Origin of the sequence: Thermoanaerobacter mathranii subsp. mathranii str. A3, from assembly GCF_000092965.1 — a bacterium.
Lineage (GTDB): Bacteria > Bacillota > Thermoanaerobacteria > Thermoanaerobacterales > Thermoanaerobacteraceae > Thermoanaerobacter > Thermoanaerobacter thermocopriae.
The window spans coordinates 256,876-274,851 of the sequence record NC_014209.1 but is presented as its reverse complement, the minus strand read 5'-3'; the positions used below and the strand labels follow the sequence as shown (position 1 = coordinate 274,851).

The window sequence follows — 17,976 nt, the reverse complement described above, 5'->3', positions numbered from 1 at the left end:
AATAGAGTTCCTTAAATATATTATCACTTTTTTTGCCATCTTAAAGCTTATTTTCCACTCGTACTTGTGTCATAAACTTTTTATCTGTTTTTTTCACTTCTCCAACAATTTCAAAAGAACCGAATAACCGAATATCTTCTGAAGAACTTCCTATCATTACCTCTACACGGCCTGGTTCTACCACATATTCCATTTCCTCATTATAAAAGCCAAGCTGCTCTGAAGAAAGTTGAAAAATAACAGTTTTTTGTTCTCCTACATCTAAAGTGATGCGTTTAAAACCTTTAAGTTCTTTAACAGGTCGTGTAACACTTAAAAATTCTCGATGTATATACAGTTGGACTACTTCATCCCCTTTTACCTTCCCTATATTTTTTACATCAACAGAAATTTCTATTATTCCTTCCTGTGTAGATACTTTTGGGTTAGAGATATTAAGATTACTGTATAAAAATTCAGTATAGCTAAGTCCATAACCAAAAGGATATAATGGTTTAGTACTTGATTCTACATAATCGCCTTTCCAATTAGTACGTCCACCAGAGGGTTTATGATAATAATATACAGGCAATTGTCCTACAGAGCAGGGAATGGAAATTGGTAATTTTCCTCCTGGATTATAATCTCCAAAAATAACATCTGCAATTGCTCTTCCCCCTTCTTCACCCGGCAACCATGCCTCTATAATCGCAGGAATTTTTTCAGCTAACCGAGAAATTGACATTGGTCTACCGTTTATCAAAACTACAACTACTGGTGTACCAGTTTCATAAATCGCTTTTACTAATTGCTCTTGTACACCTGGTAAATTAAGGTCTGCACGATCTCTAGATTCACCAGAAGTACATCCATCCGTTAATCCTGCTCTATCACCTACCACCACAATAGCAACATCAGCTTGCTTAGCAATTTCAACAGCTTTATTAAAACCAGCCGTATCATCACTAATTACGTCACAGCCCTTTGCATAAATTACTTTTGTCTTAGGTGAAACTTTTTCTTTAATTCCTTGTAATACACTTACAATAGGTACATAAATATCTTTCGCCTCTAAACCTTCAGGTAATGGAGTATTAAAAACATTGTCCTTCTCGCGCATTTCAAGTAATGATTCAATGTGACATGGATATGCATAATCGCCAATCATATTGCGAATATTATCAGCATTTGGACCAATTACAGCAATTGATTGTAAGTCTTTCTTCAAAGGTAATAAGTTGCTTTCATTTTTTAATAAAACTATAGATTCTTGAGCTATTTTATAAGCTAATTGCCGCTGTTCTTGAGTGTCAAATATTTCAACAACTCGTTTTTCATCAACATAAGGATTTTCAAATAAGCCTAATAGAAACTTTGCTTTTAGAATTCGCCGTACAGCATCATTAACAAAGTCTATATCAATATCGCCTTGTTCTATCAACTCTTTAATAGGCAAGCCATAACAATCAGTACTTGGTAACTCAACATCAACACCAGCTTCTAAAGCCAGTTTAGCAGCTTCTTTTTTATTTGACGCTAAACGATGGTATTCATAAAGTTGATTAATAGCAAAATAATCAGACACTACAATTCCATCAAAACCCCAATTTTTACGTAATATATCAGTTAAGAGTTGTTTTGACTTATGACAAGGTATACCGTCGAGTTCATGATATCCAGGCATAATCGAACCCAGTTTTGCTTCTTTTACTGCTGCTTCAAATGGATACAAAAAAATTTCATAAAGTTCACGCATTGGAATATGAGCAGGTGCCCAATTCATACCACCTTCTGAATTTCCATACCCCACGAAGTGTTTACCTGTAGCAATAACACCTTCTTTTAAATTCTCTGTTTGTAATCCACGGATATATGAAACACCCATATGCATAACTAAATACGGGTCTTCACCAAATGTCTCTTCTGTCCTTCCCCATCTTGGATCTCTTGTAACATCCAACAATGGTGCAAGAGCCTGCCGAGCTCCAACAGCTTTCATCTGTTCTCTAATCACAGAAGCCATTTTTTCAACAAGTTTGGGATTCCAAGTACTTGCCACACCTATAGTTTGAGGGAAAATAGTAGCCCCTTTAGCCATATAGCCACTACAAGACTCTTCATGAATCAAAGCGGGTATACCAAGTCTTGTATTTTCAACCAAGTATTTTTGTATCTGATTCGCTATTTTTACTGTCTCTTGAGGTGATAAATTACTTGCTCCACCAAGACGGGTGATTTGACCTATCCCATGAGTCATTAATCGATTTGCTTTTTTATATGAAAATTTCATCATATCATCTAATATCTCATATACCCATATACCACTTAATTGTGCAATTTTCTCTTCAATTGTCATTTGAGCTAACAAATTTTCTACCTTTTTTTCAACAGGTTGTTTAGGGTCTAAATATGAAGCTTTCATCATTATTTCCTCCTCTTATCCAAAAACTAATCCTTCACTGAACCTAATGAAATACCACTTATAATATATTTTGAAAACATTGCATAGACTATTATTATTGGAATCACGGTTATTGCAAGTCCAAGATATATAGCTCCATACTCTGTCCTATACATATCGCCCCTTAATAATTTAACCATCATAGGGAGAGTATACTTTTCAACCTTTGAGATTAACATGAAAGGAGTAAAGAAGTTATTCCACGAAGCAACAAAAGATAAAATTCCCATAGTAAATGCCCCGGGCTTTGCAATAGGTAGTATAATTCTATGGAAAATTCCAATCTCGCTAGCACCTTCAATTCTTGCAGATTCTATTAGATCTTTAACAAGAGTAGACTCTAAATACTGCGATGCAAAAAATACCATGGGTGGAGCAGCTATTGCTGGAATAATAAGCGGTATATAACTATTCAAAAGATTTAGCATCGACATATATTTGTAAAATCCAATTATTGAAGCCATTTGGGTTGGTATAATAGTTAAAAGTATTATAATATTATACAATATTTTTTTGTAGGCAAAATCGTAGACTTGAATTGCATATGCTGTCATCATAGAAAAATAGACTGTTAAAAGAGTTGCCGGAATAGAAATTAATGCACTATTTATAAATCCTCGCCATATGTTGGCTCCCTTACCAGTTAAATACTTCCAATTATTTAAAAGGTTGTTACTAGGCAAAAGGCTTACCCCTTGCTGTATTTCAGGTGTAGAACGAGTAGCATTAATCAATAAAATCCACACTGGCACAATAGTTATTAGAAATAATATTACAAGAAAAATATATATAAAAGTTTTTGTTAACTTTGTTTTTATAGTGTAGCTCATTATTTTTCCCCCTTTCGGATTTAAAACATTATTCTTTTTCTCTTAAAAGCCTAATTATTATAGAAGCAGAAATAGCGGTAATAATAAAGATCATAACAGCTACACTGGCTCCTGCTCCAATAAATCCTTTTCCACTTGAAAATTTCATATACATTAAAACACTCATAGTCATTATAGAACCATTAGGGGAACCACGACCGTCTGTTAATAAATAAGGTATATCAAACATTTGCATGCCACCTGCTAAAGACGTTACTAATACATAAATGAGCACAGGTTTTAAAAGAGGTAAGGTGATTTTAGTAAACATATCCCACGAACTAGCTCCATCTACCAACGCCGCCTCATAATAAGAAGGTGATATTGATGACATTCCAGCCATTAAATAGAGTATAGTGACACCAAACCACATCCACCATTGGATAAATGCAACTATAGATTGAGTCCATCCCGGACTTCTAAAAAAGTCAAAGGCTTCTTCTAATATTCCGGCTCGAACGGCAATCTGATTCACGGGACCATAACGTGAAAAAAGATTATAGAACAGAGCAGCAATCGCAACCGGCATAAGTAGGTTAGGAAGATAATAAACTGTTCGCCAAAACCCAACAAACTTTATTTTCAACCTGTTATTCATAAACCAAACTGCTAAAAGCATAGCTATACCTAATTGTGGTATAAAATTCATAAGCCATATTTTCCATGTATTTAACACGGATTTTATGAAAAAATCGTCTGAAAATAATTGTTTGAAATTATTAAGTCCAACAAAATTGTAAGTTTTACTCATTATTGTCATATCTGTTAGGCTCAAATAAAAAGTATATATCAAAGGATAAAAGCTAAACAACAAAAATACAATAATGAATGGTGCAGTAAATATATATCCATAATAATTTTTGTTTATCTTACTATTACTTTTCCTGACCTTTATTCCGCTCTCCACCAAAACCACCACATCCTCCATTAATTTTATATTAGAGAGTAGAGGAAATGTGAATTTTTAAATCTCACATTTCCTCTACTCCAATTTTAATCTACATCAACGTCAGGTAAAGCATTCTTTACAGCCTCTTTAAATCGTTTTAGAGCTTCGTCTTTACTTATTTCACCTGATGCATAGGCATCAAGTGGATCCCACAATGCATCTTGAACTACGAAATCTGTAGCTTGAATGTTTTTGGTCCTTCCACCAAGGTCAATGCGGCGTGCTGCTTCTGCAAATACTTCATATGGGTTTTGTCCTCCTAAGAATTTAGCTGCCGAAGTATCCCCAAACTGTGAAGCAATCTCTTCTACTACTTTTTGACTAGATACAAAATCGCCAGCTGGTTGTTGTAATTCATCACCTACGCTTGGATCGATCTTCTTCAAATATTCATTTGTATAAACTCCGAGAGCCCAGTTCTTTAATGTTTCCTCATTTAAAGTTACAAATTTAATAAATTCTTTCGCTAATTCTACATTTTCGCTGTCCTTAGTCACACCAAACCAGGTACCTCCCCACCTGTAAGGCATTGGTCCTGGAATGGCAGCCCAATCACCAGAAGTATCTTTACCAGCAGTCTTCCCTCCGTCAGATTCGCCTTTTGCAGGTGCTGAATTAGGTTGTAATACATAAGACAAGCCCCACGTTGGGAGGAAATATGCAAATATTTGCTTGGGATTTCCTTTTGCATCTACCAAGGAGTCATTCATGCCAGCAAACCAGCTTTCCTGCCATTGGGTAGCTTGTGCTTCATAACCATTTTGTCTAAAATTTTTTGCGATATCAAATAGTTCTTCTACTTTTGGATCTATCACCAATTTGCTATCTACAATCCACGGTTTATCTCTATTCTCAATGATTACCCTACCAAGGTCTGCAGTTGATGCTATCATATAAGTATTACCGTTGGATTTTTCTTTTACAATTTTTGCCGCTTCTTCGAATTTACTTAAATCAGCTACTAGTTCTTGAATTTTTACAGGATCGTCGGTACCAAAATATTCTTTAGCAAGACTTCTTCGATAATACATCAGTCCTGGAGTTGCTTGATAAGAAAAAGCTTTTACTACACCATTTTCATCAGTTCCTATATCAATTGTAAATTGATACGTTTTCACCTCTTCTGCAAAAGGTAGTAAATCTGACAAGTCTACCAAATAATCGCTCTCAACAAATTCTCTCACAAAATCAGATTCCAAAGCAACTACATCGGGACCTTCTCCAGATTGCAATGCTGACTTAAGTTTTAATTGGTATTCTCCCTCTGTCATTGGAATCATGGTAAATTCTATTTTTACATCGGGATGCTTCTCCTTAAACGCAGTTGCAAAAACTTTCGCTTCATTTGTAAAAGACCAAATCTTTAATACTTTTTCTTTTGGCTGAGTTGACTCAGATTGCCCTGTTTGACTATTTTGTCCGCATCCTGATAACAAGCCAACCACCATAATCACAATTGTAATCAAAGCAATAATTCTCCTCATTCTTTTCACCCCATTTTTTTATTCTCTAATAAGTTCTTTAAATTTTAAATTAAAATTACAATTTCGCACCCCACCTCCCCTTCGGTGATTTTGTTAGGATTTTATTATATTTTTTGATACTCCAAATAGAGCCATTTTATTGCTTGTAAACGTATGCCAATATGCTACTGAAATGCATATATGTTTTTTTCAAAGGTTTTCCGTCTATTATTTCGTAGGGATTATAAAATTTAAACGCATTGGTTGTTTGAATTAGTCCTTTCTATTTTATTTGTGGTGCATTTTTGAAGTATTCCATCTTTTTTCACTTCATAAATATCATAACATTAAATTAATTTGTGATTAATTTGTTGTCTCAACAAACTTTTTGTATAATAAATATATTCGACGCAAAATAAAAAAATCCTCCTTTCTTTCAAAAAAAGTTTAAGCTATTTTATTCCTTTCTCTCACTTTTAGACAATGCAACTATAAAATATCAATTTTTTAATTATCATTTCCTGTCACTTGATTTTTGTTATCGATATACTTTTCAAATATCATTCTATCAAAAACATTTATAATTAATCCCATCAAGCTAAAACTTATTAGTACTAATGGTATAAAAGCTAAAATTATACTTACAAATAAAACAAACAGACAAATTAGTAAAATACCAAGGGTACGTGGAAATTCAATAACTGAAAAAATAAAAGCATTTTTAAAAATATGTTTTGTTTTTAAGTCGTATGTTACCATCATAGGAAAAATATATATATTCATCAAAAGATACATTAGGCCTATTAAACCAGTTATGATAATTCCTGATTTTTTTATGAAATCGTTATTCATTATGCTGTAAATTTTATAATTATTTATCAATACAAAAGCAACTAACATGTTTATTAATGTTATTATCAGACTTTGTTTTAAATTCTTAAAAGCGCCATCTTTAAAATCGTTCCACAGCCATACATTTTTCCGAAATACATAGTTCCTTAAAACATGATTAAATCCCGCAAAAGCAGGGCCTATTGTGATAATAGGAATACTAAAGATTATTAATAATAAATTAAGACTAATTAATTGCCAAAAATTAGAACAAAATATATCAATAAATAATGGTATTCCCTTTTTAGGTATATCCTCTGGTTTCAGGTCTGGTTTACGTGGATTCCCAAAATACATTTGATTAAAAAAGTTTCCAAACATTTATATACCTCCATATTTAGAACAAAATAATAACATATAAATTCAAGCCTGCATCCAATTAAAAAATCTTTTTAAAGCAGCTACAAGATAAAATACAAGTAATTTTTTCTTGTAGCTGCTTTTTTAATTAAATTCTTTAAATTCTATTATATAGTAGAACTTATCTCCAAAACTCTATAAAGCATAGCAGCTGCTTCTGCTCTTGTAGCATTGTCTTTTGGTTTGAAGGTGTTGTCTTCATATCCTCTTACTATCCCAAGCTTCATTACGTTTGCTACTGCATTCCTTGCCCATTCGCTTATCTTACCATTATCTGTGAAAGTTGTATTACCTATATTCTCTTCTTTGTATCCTGTAAGTTTACTGTATACTCTCATTATAACTGCTGTCATCTCCTCCCTTGTTATTGGGGCCTTCGGCCTCATGTTCTTCCCATCTCCTAACATTATCCCTGCCCTGTAAGCTGCTTCTATTGCATTGGCATACCATGCTCCTTCTTTTACGTCTTCAAATTCTCCTTTGTACGGCTCTTCTGGTATCCCTAATGCTCTTATCATAAATGCCGCAAATTCTGCCCTCGTTATTTTTGCATTTGGCGCAAATGTATCATCATCTACTCCTCTTATTATATGCCTTGATGCTAGTACATTTACTACATCGTATGCCCAGAAGTCTTTTGATACGTCCTTGAACTGTTTGTCATATTCAAAGGCCCCATAGGTTGAGAAGTGGATTACTTCAGCAGTTACTGTGTTTGTCTTTTTGTCAATTTTGCCTCCTACATACTCCCATTTGCCTGTTGTCTCATTTAGGTAATATACTCCAACCTTTCTTATGTCTTTTGCATCTTTTATTTCAAATGTTACTTTCACTGGTGAATCTACCTTTATCTCTTTATCTCCTGCTTTTATTTTTACATCATAGGCATTTGACACTGGTGTAAGAGGTGGCGGTGTTTGTCTTCCTTTTTCTTGTATTGTAAGTCTTACTGCACCTACCTGATTTATTAAGTCTATTGTATTTTTGGACACTACCAACGAGTTTGGATCAAATTTAAGGGTTACATCATTTAATTTTATTGTAATGTTTTTGTTGTTTTCCACAACCAAGTTTATTACACTAACAGGTATTTCTAATGCTTTTGCATCTGTCTTGCCTATATTTGTTAAGTCGAACTGCATCTCTTTCTTTGAAGTGTCTTTTATGTCTTTTGATATTTTTGTCTCATCTACCACCATAATTGTCGTGTTATTTTCCACAACTACTTTTCCTTGTGATACTTCATGAGATGCTTCTGTTGGCTCTGTTGGTGTTGGTGCAGGTTGCGGCCGGGGTGTTGGCAGTATTAATCTCGTATCAACAAGTATAAGATTTCCAAAGCCAGAAGCGTCTTTCCATGAATTACCGCTTGGATCATTCCACAAAACAATACTCGTTCTGTTTCCTGATTCATCAGCACCATTTACTTGAACATCAAATCCAAGTATATGACCATCTGTAGGTTTTATAGTTTTAAAAGGAATTGCTACTTCTACTATATAACTTGATGAAGAAGTTATGCTTGTTGCTGATTTAAACCCTTCGGAATTAGTACTATCACCAAAACTTTGTTCATTATCAAAATTTACTCTATATTGACCAATGCCACTTTGGTAATATGGAGATTTATAATTATTTTCATCCACAAAAAATTCTACTGAATCTTGTTCCCACGGGTTTGGACTTGATTTATTTAATTTGGCACCTGTTACCTCAGCTAATACATAGAGATAATTTTCATCCCACATAGTCCTTGCTTTAGCTGTTGGACCTGAAGTCCCTTGTACCCACACGTTTGTATATATTGTATTTGCTTTATCCCATATATCATCTATTTTCCCATCTATAATAGGTGTGCCATAAACAGCCTCTGTGATTTGTGAAGTTTTAGATAATAAAAGTAAGCCATAGTATTCAGTCTTTCCACTATTGCTATAATCATTCCAAACAGCTATATTATCTATCTGGCCTCCTCCTTTATCGTCGTTTACTTTAATATCAAATCCTATTTTAGTTCCAATTTGTGGATTTAAATCGTCTATTGGTATTGCCATTTGAACCACATATCCATTTGTTTCCTCTTGGACATAATTGAGTATATCTGTATTCCCCGAATTGTCACGCCGTATTGTATAATGTTTAATTTCTGTTTGGCTCATACTCCCTTGGTTTTTATCCACAAATATTTCTATACTATCATTTTTAGAAGGAGTTGTATCATCCACTTGTACCAATACATAAAGGTTTTTAGCATCCCATAACAACTTAAATTTAGCCGTAGCTCCATTTAAATTTTTTACAAAATTATTGGCATAAAACCATTTTTCTGTCGACCATATTTTGTCAATATTAGTACCAATTACAGGCGAACCTTGAGAAACTGAAATTACCTGTCTATCGACAGCAACTTTTGAAGGATCTACTATAGCCCAATATGCCGGTTTTGCCTGAAGTTTTGTATCAAAAAGAAGTGGAGCATTTGGCTGCTTTAACCATGTAACATCGTCAGAAACACCCCAGAATACCACTGCAGTTATGTGATCTTTTTCTTGCTTTAATAAATCAAAAATTTGCTTATATAATCTTGCCTGCTTTAATAATGCATCTTGCGATACATCGCCTAACATGTTCATATCCAATTCAGTAATATGTATTTCCACACCTAGAGATTTAAATTTTTCAATAGAAGCTTTTATACTCTCAACATTTGAATTAATATTAATATGCATCTGCATTCCTATTCCATCAATAGGTACGCCTTTTTCTTTTAAACTTTTTACTAACTCATACATTGCTTGAGTTTTAGCACCATTATTTTCGATGTTGTAATCATTGATAAATAACTTTACATTGGGATCAGCTTCATGAGCATATTCAAAAGCTTTTTCAATATAGTCCGGGCCTATAATTTGCAGCCATTTTGAATTTCTTAATTGTCCATTATCGTCTAAAACCTCATTAACCACATCCCATGCAATTATTGGATTGTTTGAGCCATATTTCTCTTTGAAATGTCCTAAAACTGTAAAAATGTGCGTCTTTAACCTCTCAAGCAAAAGTTCCCGTGGTGCTGTCTTAGTGGGATCTGAAGGATCTTGGAAAAACCAATCCGGAACCTGATTATGCCACAATAATGTATGTCCTCTCATTTTCATGTTATGTGCTATGGCAAAATCTACAATTTTATCTGCATTACTAAAAGTAAATATACCTTCTTGAGGCTGCAAACTTTCAGGTTTCATAGCATTTTCGGCAACTAACATATTAAAATGCTTTGCTGTCAACTGTGAATGCGGGTCTGTATTTACTAATCTACCTGGTTCTACAGCGACTCCTATTGGGAAACAATCTAAAAATACTGAATAAAGATCAGGTATGTCTTCTTGAATTTTTATAGGAGCTGCAGCTATTTCACCAATTACTTCAAAATCATCAATATAAAAATCTATAGTTGAACCAGGCGTCTCTACATATATGCTTATTGAACTATAATCTCCATCAGGTACAGTAAAGCTCCCTTTTATTTCCGTCCATTCTCCTTTTTTAACACTTACTGGATTATTAACTTGAATATATTGAGGTGAACCAGTTGTTGGTGTTGCTTTGACAGTAGCCTTAAACTGCTCTGTATCGTTGCCATTATTGTACTTAACCCAAAAGTCAACACTATATTGCTTACCTGGAACTATTTTTCCCGTTAAATTATAACTTGGTCCCATCCAATCTGCTGTTCGTCCAGCAGTTTCTAAACTGTAATTTCCACTATGAGCCTCTTCTTTTACAGCAGAGATTACTGCCTGACCAGTACCTACCCAACCAGTAGTATCTCCACTTTCAAAAGTTCCATTTTCAATAATATTCCCTACTTGCGGTGTATTAACAGGTGTAACGATTACATCGTCAATATAATACTCCAGTGTTGGATCAGGTGATTCAATATACATAAATAATTCTTTTAAAGTACCATTGTAAGTCAAAGTATAACTTCCTGTCAAAGTAGCCCATGCATCTTCAGATACAGGTTTCTGCCATACAATTGTATCATAATAACTTCCCGTATCACCTTCCACTGATGGCGTATATACTCGGCGCATAGTGACAGTAATTTTGGGATCATGATGACCAGCTGCTATTTGTCCATCTACAACTCTAACTTTAAGTGAAACATTATACGTTGCTCCGTTTTCCATTTTTCCCAAAAAACTATATGCAGGTCCTTCATAAGAGTTAGTTCTCCCTGCAACTTTCATACTGTAATTTCCTATTGCTTGCTCAGTTGTCACTTCTAAAGTAGGATCACCATGTTTCGTCCATTCATCTAATGTTCCATTTTCAAAGTCTCCATTTGCAACCAGATTTATAGATGAATTTCCACCTGCCAATACTTTTATAGGGTAATCACCTATTATTCCACAAATCATGGCAAAAACCACAATAAGTGAAAGAATTTTTAATGCTTTCTTTTTTTGACTCATTATCTTTCCCCCTTCATTAATAAAATCAACAAAATACTAATATACAAAATTTAAGTATTTATTCCCAAACATCACCTCCTTTTGTTTAAGCTTATTATATTAATTTTCTTAATTTGTTTTTACTAACCTATTTTTCTACTTGTTCACTAAAAACCTAAAAGCCTTATCGTCCCAATCGGGAATATATTCATGTCCATAATCAGGGTATATCAACATCTGTTTATCCGTATTTAATTTGTTATACATAGCAAATATTGTTGAAGGAGGACATATATGATCTTCTAAGCCCACGGAAACAAGTACTTTCCCTTTAATGCGTTTTCCTAAATGTTGAAGGTCAATATATCCTAACCTTGTAAATATTTCCTCTTCCCTCTCATGCAAAGGGTCAAAAAGCCTAAACCATTCCCTAATCTCTGTATATGCACTGTCACAGTTTAGTTCCCAAGCCCTTTTATAATCACAAAGGAAGGGATAACAAGCTGCAACTTTTTTTATGTTTGGATTCAAAGCAGCACATGCCAACGCTAACCCTCCACCTTGAGAAGCCCCTGTAGTCATAATATTATCCTTGTCTATATCCTCAAAACTTTCTGCAATCTTTGACAAAAGATAAGTATCAATAAAAATGTGCTTAAACATCAACGTGTCTCTATCTTCTATTCCTCTTATTATATGACCCCGCAAAGTATTACCAATTACTCCACCTGGGTCTGTGCTTTTTCCACCCTGCCCTCTGCAATCCATGCTAAGTACATGGAATCCTGCATTAGCCCATTTTAACTTTGTATCAATAGTTTTCGAATTCATTCCATAGCCATGAAATTCCAAAATGCAAGGGGATTTTTCTTTAGATGCTTTTTTAGGTTTTACATAAAGAGCGTAAATTCTTGCATTGTTGGTGCTCGTAAAATACAAATCGTAAGCCTCAACAGAATTATCGGGATAGTCAATCTTTTTAAGCTCAATGTTTAAATCTATTTTTTCCGCTTCTTTTATCGCATTATCCCAATATTCATCAATATCAGGGGGACATGGATTTTTCCCCATGTATTTTTTTAACTCCTCTAACGGCATATCATAAAAAGGCATTATACCCATCCTCCCTTTATCTTTTATTTCTCTGCCTTAGTTTTTCAATCTTCTCGCTATTCCTCCATCCATAAAATACTTGTAACCAATCTGGGATATAGTCTACTTCCCCGCGCAGTTCCATTGTCACTATTTACTTGATCTACCGGTCCCTCTTCACTGCAACTTATCTGCTGCCATCTCGTATGCACCCTATCCCACTCTATCTCCTTATCGCCAAAATCCAGTCCCAATATTTTTTTCACTATATGTTGCGATAAGAAAATTTTACTATTCCAGGTATTTTTGCTTGTAGAAGAAAGTTTCCATCCCCCAGAAATTGGGTCAATACAGCATCCCGGTTTCAATACCGTCACAATATGATGTTTTAAAGCTATTATTAACTCCTTAAAAGGTCCCGTTTCACTGACAGTATCCACATCTCCTATATAATAAGGATATATAAGTGCTTCTATTGCCGGTATAATCCTAGAGGTATTGCCTTGTTCAAATACAGCAGGTATATATCTATTTTGTTCATCAAATTTACTTACAATAGTACTTGCTGCTTGCTGTGCCTTTTTTAAAGATGCATCAGCATAATCGTCAAGATTATATTCTTTAAATATTTTATTCAACAAAACATATGCAGCCCATGTTTTTACACCTAAATAAAGATTATTTCGCGCCTGTCCCAGACTTACATCAAGACTATCATAAGTAGTAATTTCTGAGCCATTTTCACATCTTGAAGTATCCACATCCATTATGCCATCATTATTTTTGTCTCTTGCTACTAAAGAGTTAAAACAATCTACAAAAACATTAAGATTTTGCTCTAACCATTCCTTGTCATTTGTCTTAAAGGCATAAACTGCTCCTGTAATTATCCAGTTTAATAGCTCTTCATGCGTCATGTAACTAAAAACTCCATGTAGATTAGGTAACTCATAAGAGGAATACCCCTGCGGAGAAAAATTATTAGCCACCCCCATATCATGAGTAAAAGACCTACCCGCTTGATCAAAATAACTATATTTTTCTACATACAAATCTAAAGTATTTTTTATAGTCCATGGATGGAATTTAAGCTCCCAAAATAGATGATCAATTGTTAAATCAAAAGTATTTATCATCAAATATTCGCCTTCATTAACTATCCACAAGGGCACACCATCTTTTCTTGTCATTAATTGACTATTCGCATAATAAGCATGAGTAGCATAAGCAATTAAAAACTGCCTATATTCATTTAAACCGCTTTCTCTAAGTTCTTTATCTCTTTGTTCTGCCATATCAAGGTAATAATTCGCATTTTTAAGTCCAAATTCAAGTACGTCTTCTAAAGATTTAAATAAAGTGGTGTAATAAAATTCTGTTTCTATACCAGTTGTTATGATACCATCTTGGTATGTTGCTAAAGCAATAGTATAAGTTCTCATTTCTCCTGCCGGCACTTTAAATAACAATGCCCCTTCTTTACCTAATCTGTGATTTTGATATATATCATTTGCCCAAGAATCCAAAAGACCTAGTCTCAAATACTCTTTGACATCTTCACTATTCCATGTAGCAAAACCGTATTTTCTGTCAAAAGCTATTCCCAAATATTTGCTATCCATTGTATCAGATAGCAATCTTTTTGTACCTTCCAGTCCAAACATCATTTCTGCATCTAATTTGCTTTGTCTATTATCCATAGTTAATTGTATAAATATAACAGGTGCAAAAGCCAATTTTTTCTCCTCTTCTTCCATAGATTCCGGGAATTTTACATATCCAAAAGGCGTAATAATTGAAAATTTAAATTTATCAGTAAGCCATGTATCAGATGCCCATCCCATTTCTCTATCTATTTCTTTTTCTGAGAAAAATTCTATATCATACTTCGCATTGTTTTTTACTTTTTCACCAGTAAATGCTTCTTCAGGTTTTATAGAATTAACTTTTAGAAATGGTAAAAGCTTTATTTTCTTGCCCTGTTTATATCCTACATAAACATTGTTATTAGGCGGATGAACATCATTTAATACTACACCTCCGCCTTTACCCAACTTGCCAACAATAAAACTCGAAAAAGCACCAAAAGCACTATGATGTGCATAAAAAGATATACTTTCCATAACAAATCCCTCCCAATTTCTTAGTATTTCATCGCTTAAGGAAATCCGTAATTTCTATTCATAAATTTTTCTATTATGAACATCTCTAATGCCAGTTTTTCTATAAAAATAAGTATTTACTACGTCTCTCCATTCTATAGCATTTTTAATTTGCATTTCTAATCTTTCTAAAACCATCTCAAAAATTTCCTCATCAATTTTGCCTCTTAATGTTAACCACTTTTCTTTTAATCCTTTAGCTTCTTCAGCTCCCTCAAAATGAGTATCGTATATATGTTGAATTACTGTTTTCCCCGATTTTAATTTATGAGTATAGGGTACATGGTGGAAAAAAAGTAAAAGTTCATCAGGACATGTTTCTATGTTTTCATACATACTTGCTATTGGTTCTTTATACTGTGCAGTATATCCAGTCCCAGTTGCTACAGTTCTATCAACTCCAATTCCTTTATAATCGGCATAATGATAAGTCCCCCAATGAGAATATTCATATCCCTCTAGATTTGGTCCGTAATGATGACCTGGATTTACCATCCATCCAACTCCTAAAGGAGCAGTATATTTTTCATAAATATCTCTTGATGCCATTAGCATAGAAACTATTGTGTTTATGACTTGCTCATCATGACCAAAAGTCAATTTTGTCCATTCCTCTGCTATCTCTTTCGGAGAAAGCTCAGGATTCCATGCTAGCCTTCCAAATCCATACAAATTGGCTTGAGCAAGAGGATGCCCTGTCCAGCTCTTACTATCACCAATATTCGATACGCCCACTATTCCTCCATATTTCATTCCAAATAAGCTGCCATTAACAACTTTGGCAACTGTCGAACCTTTCCCCTTTGCGTAAGTATCGAAATCCAAAATTTCTTTCCACATAGTTGGAAGGTAACATAGGTCCTTTTGCTGACCTGTATATTCCTGAGTAATTTGAAGTTCCAGTGCAACATTTGTTTTTTCCATAGCTCCAAATAACGGAGATACTGGCTCTCTTATTTGAAAGTCCATTGGGCCATATTTTATTTGTAAAACAACATTATCCATAAATTGCCCATCTAAAGGTTTAAAGTTCTCATAAGCAGCTTTTGCTCTATCTTGTGTTCTATCTCTCCAATCAACCATACAGTTATAAACAAAAGCCCTCCAAAATACTAACCCCCCATGGGGCTTTAAGGCTTCTGCTAACATATTTGCCCCTTCCGCATGATTTCGCCCATAAGTAAAAGGACCAGGTCTAAATTCTGAATCTGCCTTTACTAAAAACCCACCAAAGTCAGGTATATACCTATAAATATTCTCTACTATCTCCTTCCACCATTTTTTTACTCTTTCATCTAATGGATCCGCTGTCGGCAAGCCGCCAATTTCAACGGGCGCAGCAAAGTTTATACTTAGATATATTTTAATTCCATACAATCTAAAAACATCAGCAATTCTCGATACATCTGGCAAAAATTTGTCGGTTATAAGTTCCGTTTCATATTTGTGCACATTAACATTATTAAGAACAACTCCATTTATCCCAACAGAAGCAAGTAAGCGTGCATAATCTTTTACTCTACTCAAGTCTTCTACAACTTTATTATCTTTAAAAAATACAGATTGTCCTGCATATCCCCTCTCTATCTCACCATTTAGATTATCCCAATGATTAATTATCCGTAAAAGGTTGTAGGGGCCATCTTCTATTTCTATTTCATTTAGAGAGTTGCTACTACAAATTGCCATTAGCAAATAAAAAACACCATATAATACCCCTTTTTCATTTTGTCCTATAATCGCTAACACATCTGTGTCGCCTTCTTTAATTATCTTAACCGCAAACCCATCTTCCTTTAATATTTCATTTCTAATTTGCACATCTAATTTTTCATTTTTTAGATCTTCTAAAGTACCCACAAATATATAAGAAGATTTTGGAGAATAATTCAAAATTAATGGTTCTTTCTTCATAAGTTTATTAAGTCCAAATTTTAATTCTTCAATAGCCGTGTTTATAATAGGATGTGTACTTTTAACCTTAATATAGTTACAAAAATCTTGATATTCACCCACCGAACAATTCTCATAGTTTAACCAACAATTATATACCTTACTTTTTTTGTCAATATCGCTTATCTTCAACATATTCACCTCTTTTGATGTATACTAGAATTTTAATCAATATTAAAAATCTACTATTTCAAAAAAAGCTTTCTTAGGATTTTGTTTTTCATCAAAAAGTAAAGGCCAATCCTTTCTACCCTTCACCGGAAAATTATCTTTCCAAGTATGTTTATCACTAATTCCCCAAAAAGTAACACTTGTAATTATACCTTTATACGACCTGAAAATTTCAAAAAGTTTTTTATATGTCAAGGCCTGAAGTTCTAACATTTCCGCTGTAGGAATTAGAACTTCGCGTGTCTTATTTTCAAATTCAAACATAGATATGTCAAGTTCTGTTATTTGAATTTTTAGTCCTAAAGACGCATATAGCTCAATCGCTCTTTTAAGATTGTCAAACAATCCTTCATCATAAATATCCCAATGGCCTTGAATGCCAATACCATCAATAGGTATACCTTTATCTAATAGAGATTTTAAGAAGTCATAGGTTTTGTAAAGTTTATAGGGTTTTTCATTGTTATAGTCATTATAATAAAGTTCGACCTCAGGGTCAGCTTCTCTAACAAACTTAAAGGCTAACTCAACATACTCTTTGCCAATAATTCTATACCATGGAGATTTTCTCAGTACATAATCTTCTTTATCTTCTATAGCTTCATTTACTACGTCCCATGCATATATTTTGTTTTTGTAGTGATTGCAAACTGTATTTATGTGAAATTTTAGCCTTTCTAATAATAATTCTTTTGACACTTCATTTCCTGTTTTATCTTTAAATACCCATTCAGGAGTCTGGTTATGCCACACAAAAGTATGACCTCTTACTTTCAAATTGTTTTCCATTGCAAATTCAACAATTTTATCCGCATCTTTAAAATTAAATTCATCTTCTTTAGGATGAATTCTCTCAAACTTCATCGCGTTTTCTGCAGTTAAGCTATTAAAATGTTTTAAAAGTAATTGCCTATGCAAACCATCTTCCAGATCCTCGACTTCAACAGCTGCTCCTATAAGAAAATAGTCTTTATAGACTTCTTTTAAGCTTATAGTACCATTAATACCATTTTTATTTTCTATAAACACGATTTTCCTCCTTCTAAAATTTTTATCATTAAACAGTATATTGCATTTAAAGAAAATAGTTAAAAATTTGATGCCAATGCTTTTCACTCTTGTCGAATAAAATTTTTAATTCCATAAATAACCTATTTTGTATTGCAGGTATT

At 33.7% G+C, this 17,976-nt stretch carries 10 protein-coding genes; all 10 read right to left on the bottom strand.

From position 1 onward, the window contains the following. Positions 1–40 precede the first annotated feature (40 nt). The 10 genes from TMATH_RS01300 to TMATH_RS01255 all read right to left on the bottom strand — a co-directional run bounded on the left by TMATH_RS01300 (position 41) and on the right by TMATH_RS01255 (position 17,833). Positions 41–2,401 carry a glycoside hydrolase family 3 N-terminal domain-containing protein gene (locus TMATH_RS01300; protein ID WP_456300350.1) on the bottom strand — a complete coding sequence of 787 codons (2,361 nt, stop codon included), beginning with the start codon at positions 2,399–2,401 and terminating at the stop codon, positions 41–43. Between the two features lie 26 nt (positions 2,402–2,427). Beyond that, positions 2,428–3,270, bottom strand: coding sequence for a carbohydrate ABC transporter permease (locus TMATH_RS01295; RefSeq protein ID WP_012994359.1), 843 nt, complete (start codon positions 3,268–3,270; stop codon positions 2,428–2,430). Between the two features lie 28 nt (positions 3,271–3,298). Next, positions 3,299–4,225: a carbohydrate ABC transporter permease gene (locus tag TMATH_RS01290; protein ID WP_013149678.1), complete on the bottom strand. Its 927-nt coding sequence runs from the start codon at positions 4,223–4,225 to the stop codon at positions 3,299–3,301. Positions 4,226–4,302: 77 nt separating this feature from the next. After that, positions 4,303–5,742, bottom strand: a complete 1,440-nt coding sequence (locus TMATH_RS01285) for an ABC transporter substrate-binding protein (protein WP_198002295.1) — start codon at positions 5,740–5,742, stop codon at positions 4,303–4,305. Between the two features lie 486 nt (positions 5,743–6,228). Next, positions 6,229–6,933, bottom strand: a complete 705-nt coding sequence (locus tag TMATH_RS01280) for a YesL family protein (RefSeq protein WP_013149676.1) — start codon at positions 6,931–6,933, stop codon at positions 6,229–6,231. Between the two features lie 146 nt (positions 6,934–7,079). Then, complete coding sequence (locus tag TMATH_RS01275; RefSeq protein ID WP_013149675.1) at positions 7,080–11,447, bottom strand: endo-1,4-beta-xylanase; 4,368 nt, start codon at positions 11,445–11,447, stop codon at positions 7,080–7,082. Between the two features lie 135 nt (positions 11,448–11,582). Continuing rightward, entirely contained in the window at positions 11,583–12,539 is a 957-nt protein-coding gene (locus TMATH_RS01270; protein WP_013149674.1) for an acetylxylan esterase, read from the bottom strand. A gap of 56 nt (positions 12,540–12,595) precedes the next feature. Beyond that, positions 12,596–14,641, bottom strand: coding sequence for a glycoside hydrolase family 52 protein (locus TMATH_RS01265; protein WP_013149673.1), 2,046 nt, complete (start codon positions 14,639–14,641; stop codon positions 12,596–12,598). Positions 14,642–14,695: 54 nt separating this feature from the next. After that, complete coding sequence (locus tag TMATH_RS01260) at positions 14,696–16,768, bottom strand: alpha-glucuronidase family glycosyl hydrolase (RefSeq protein ID WP_013149672.1); 2,073 nt, start codon at positions 16,766–16,768, stop codon at positions 14,696–14,698. 39 nt (positions 16,769–16,807) lie between these two features. After that, positions 16,808–17,833, bottom strand: coding sequence for an endo-1,4-beta-xylanase (locus TMATH_RS01255; RefSeq protein ID WP_013149671.1), 1,026 nt, complete (start codon positions 17,831–17,833; stop codon positions 16,808–16,810). Positions 17,834–17,976: the final 143 nt, after the last annotated feature.

What these genes read in the sequence shown, in the direction of transcription:
- TMATH_RS01300 (WP_456300350.1), bottom strand. Translation starts at nt 2,401, where the DNA reads ATGAAAGCTTCATATTTAGACCCTAAACAACCTGTTGAAAAAAAGGTA.
- TMATH_RS01295 (WP_012994359.1), bottom strand. Translation starts at nt 3,270, where the DNA reads ATGAGCTACACTATAAAAACAAAGTTAACAAAAACTTTTATATATATT.
- TMATH_RS01285 (WP_198002295.1), bottom strand. Translation starts at nt 5,742, where the DNA reads ATGAGGAGAATTATTGCTTTGATTACAATTGTGATTATGGTGGTTGGC.
- TMATH_RS01280 (WP_013149676.1), bottom strand. Translation starts at nt 6,933, where the DNA reads ATGTTTGGAAACTTTTTTAATCAAATGTATTTTGGGAATCCACGTAAA.
- TMATH_RS01275 (WP_013149675.1), bottom strand. Translation starts at nt 11,447, where the DNA reads ATGAGTCAAAAAAAGAAAGCATTAAAAATTCTTTCACTTATTGTGGTT.
- TMATH_RS01270 (WP_013149674.1), bottom strand. Translation starts at nt 12,539, where the DNA reads ATGCCTTTTTATGATATGCCGTTAGAGGAGTTAAAAAAATACATGGGG.
- TMATH_RS01265 (WP_013149673.1), bottom strand. Translation starts at nt 14,641, where the DNA reads ATGGAAAGTATATCTTTTTATGCACATCATAGTGCTTTTGGTGCTTTT.
- TMATH_RS01260 (WP_013149672.1), bottom strand. Translation starts at nt 16,768, where the DNA reads ATGTTGAAGATAAGCGATATTGACAAAAAAAGTAAGGTATATAATTGT.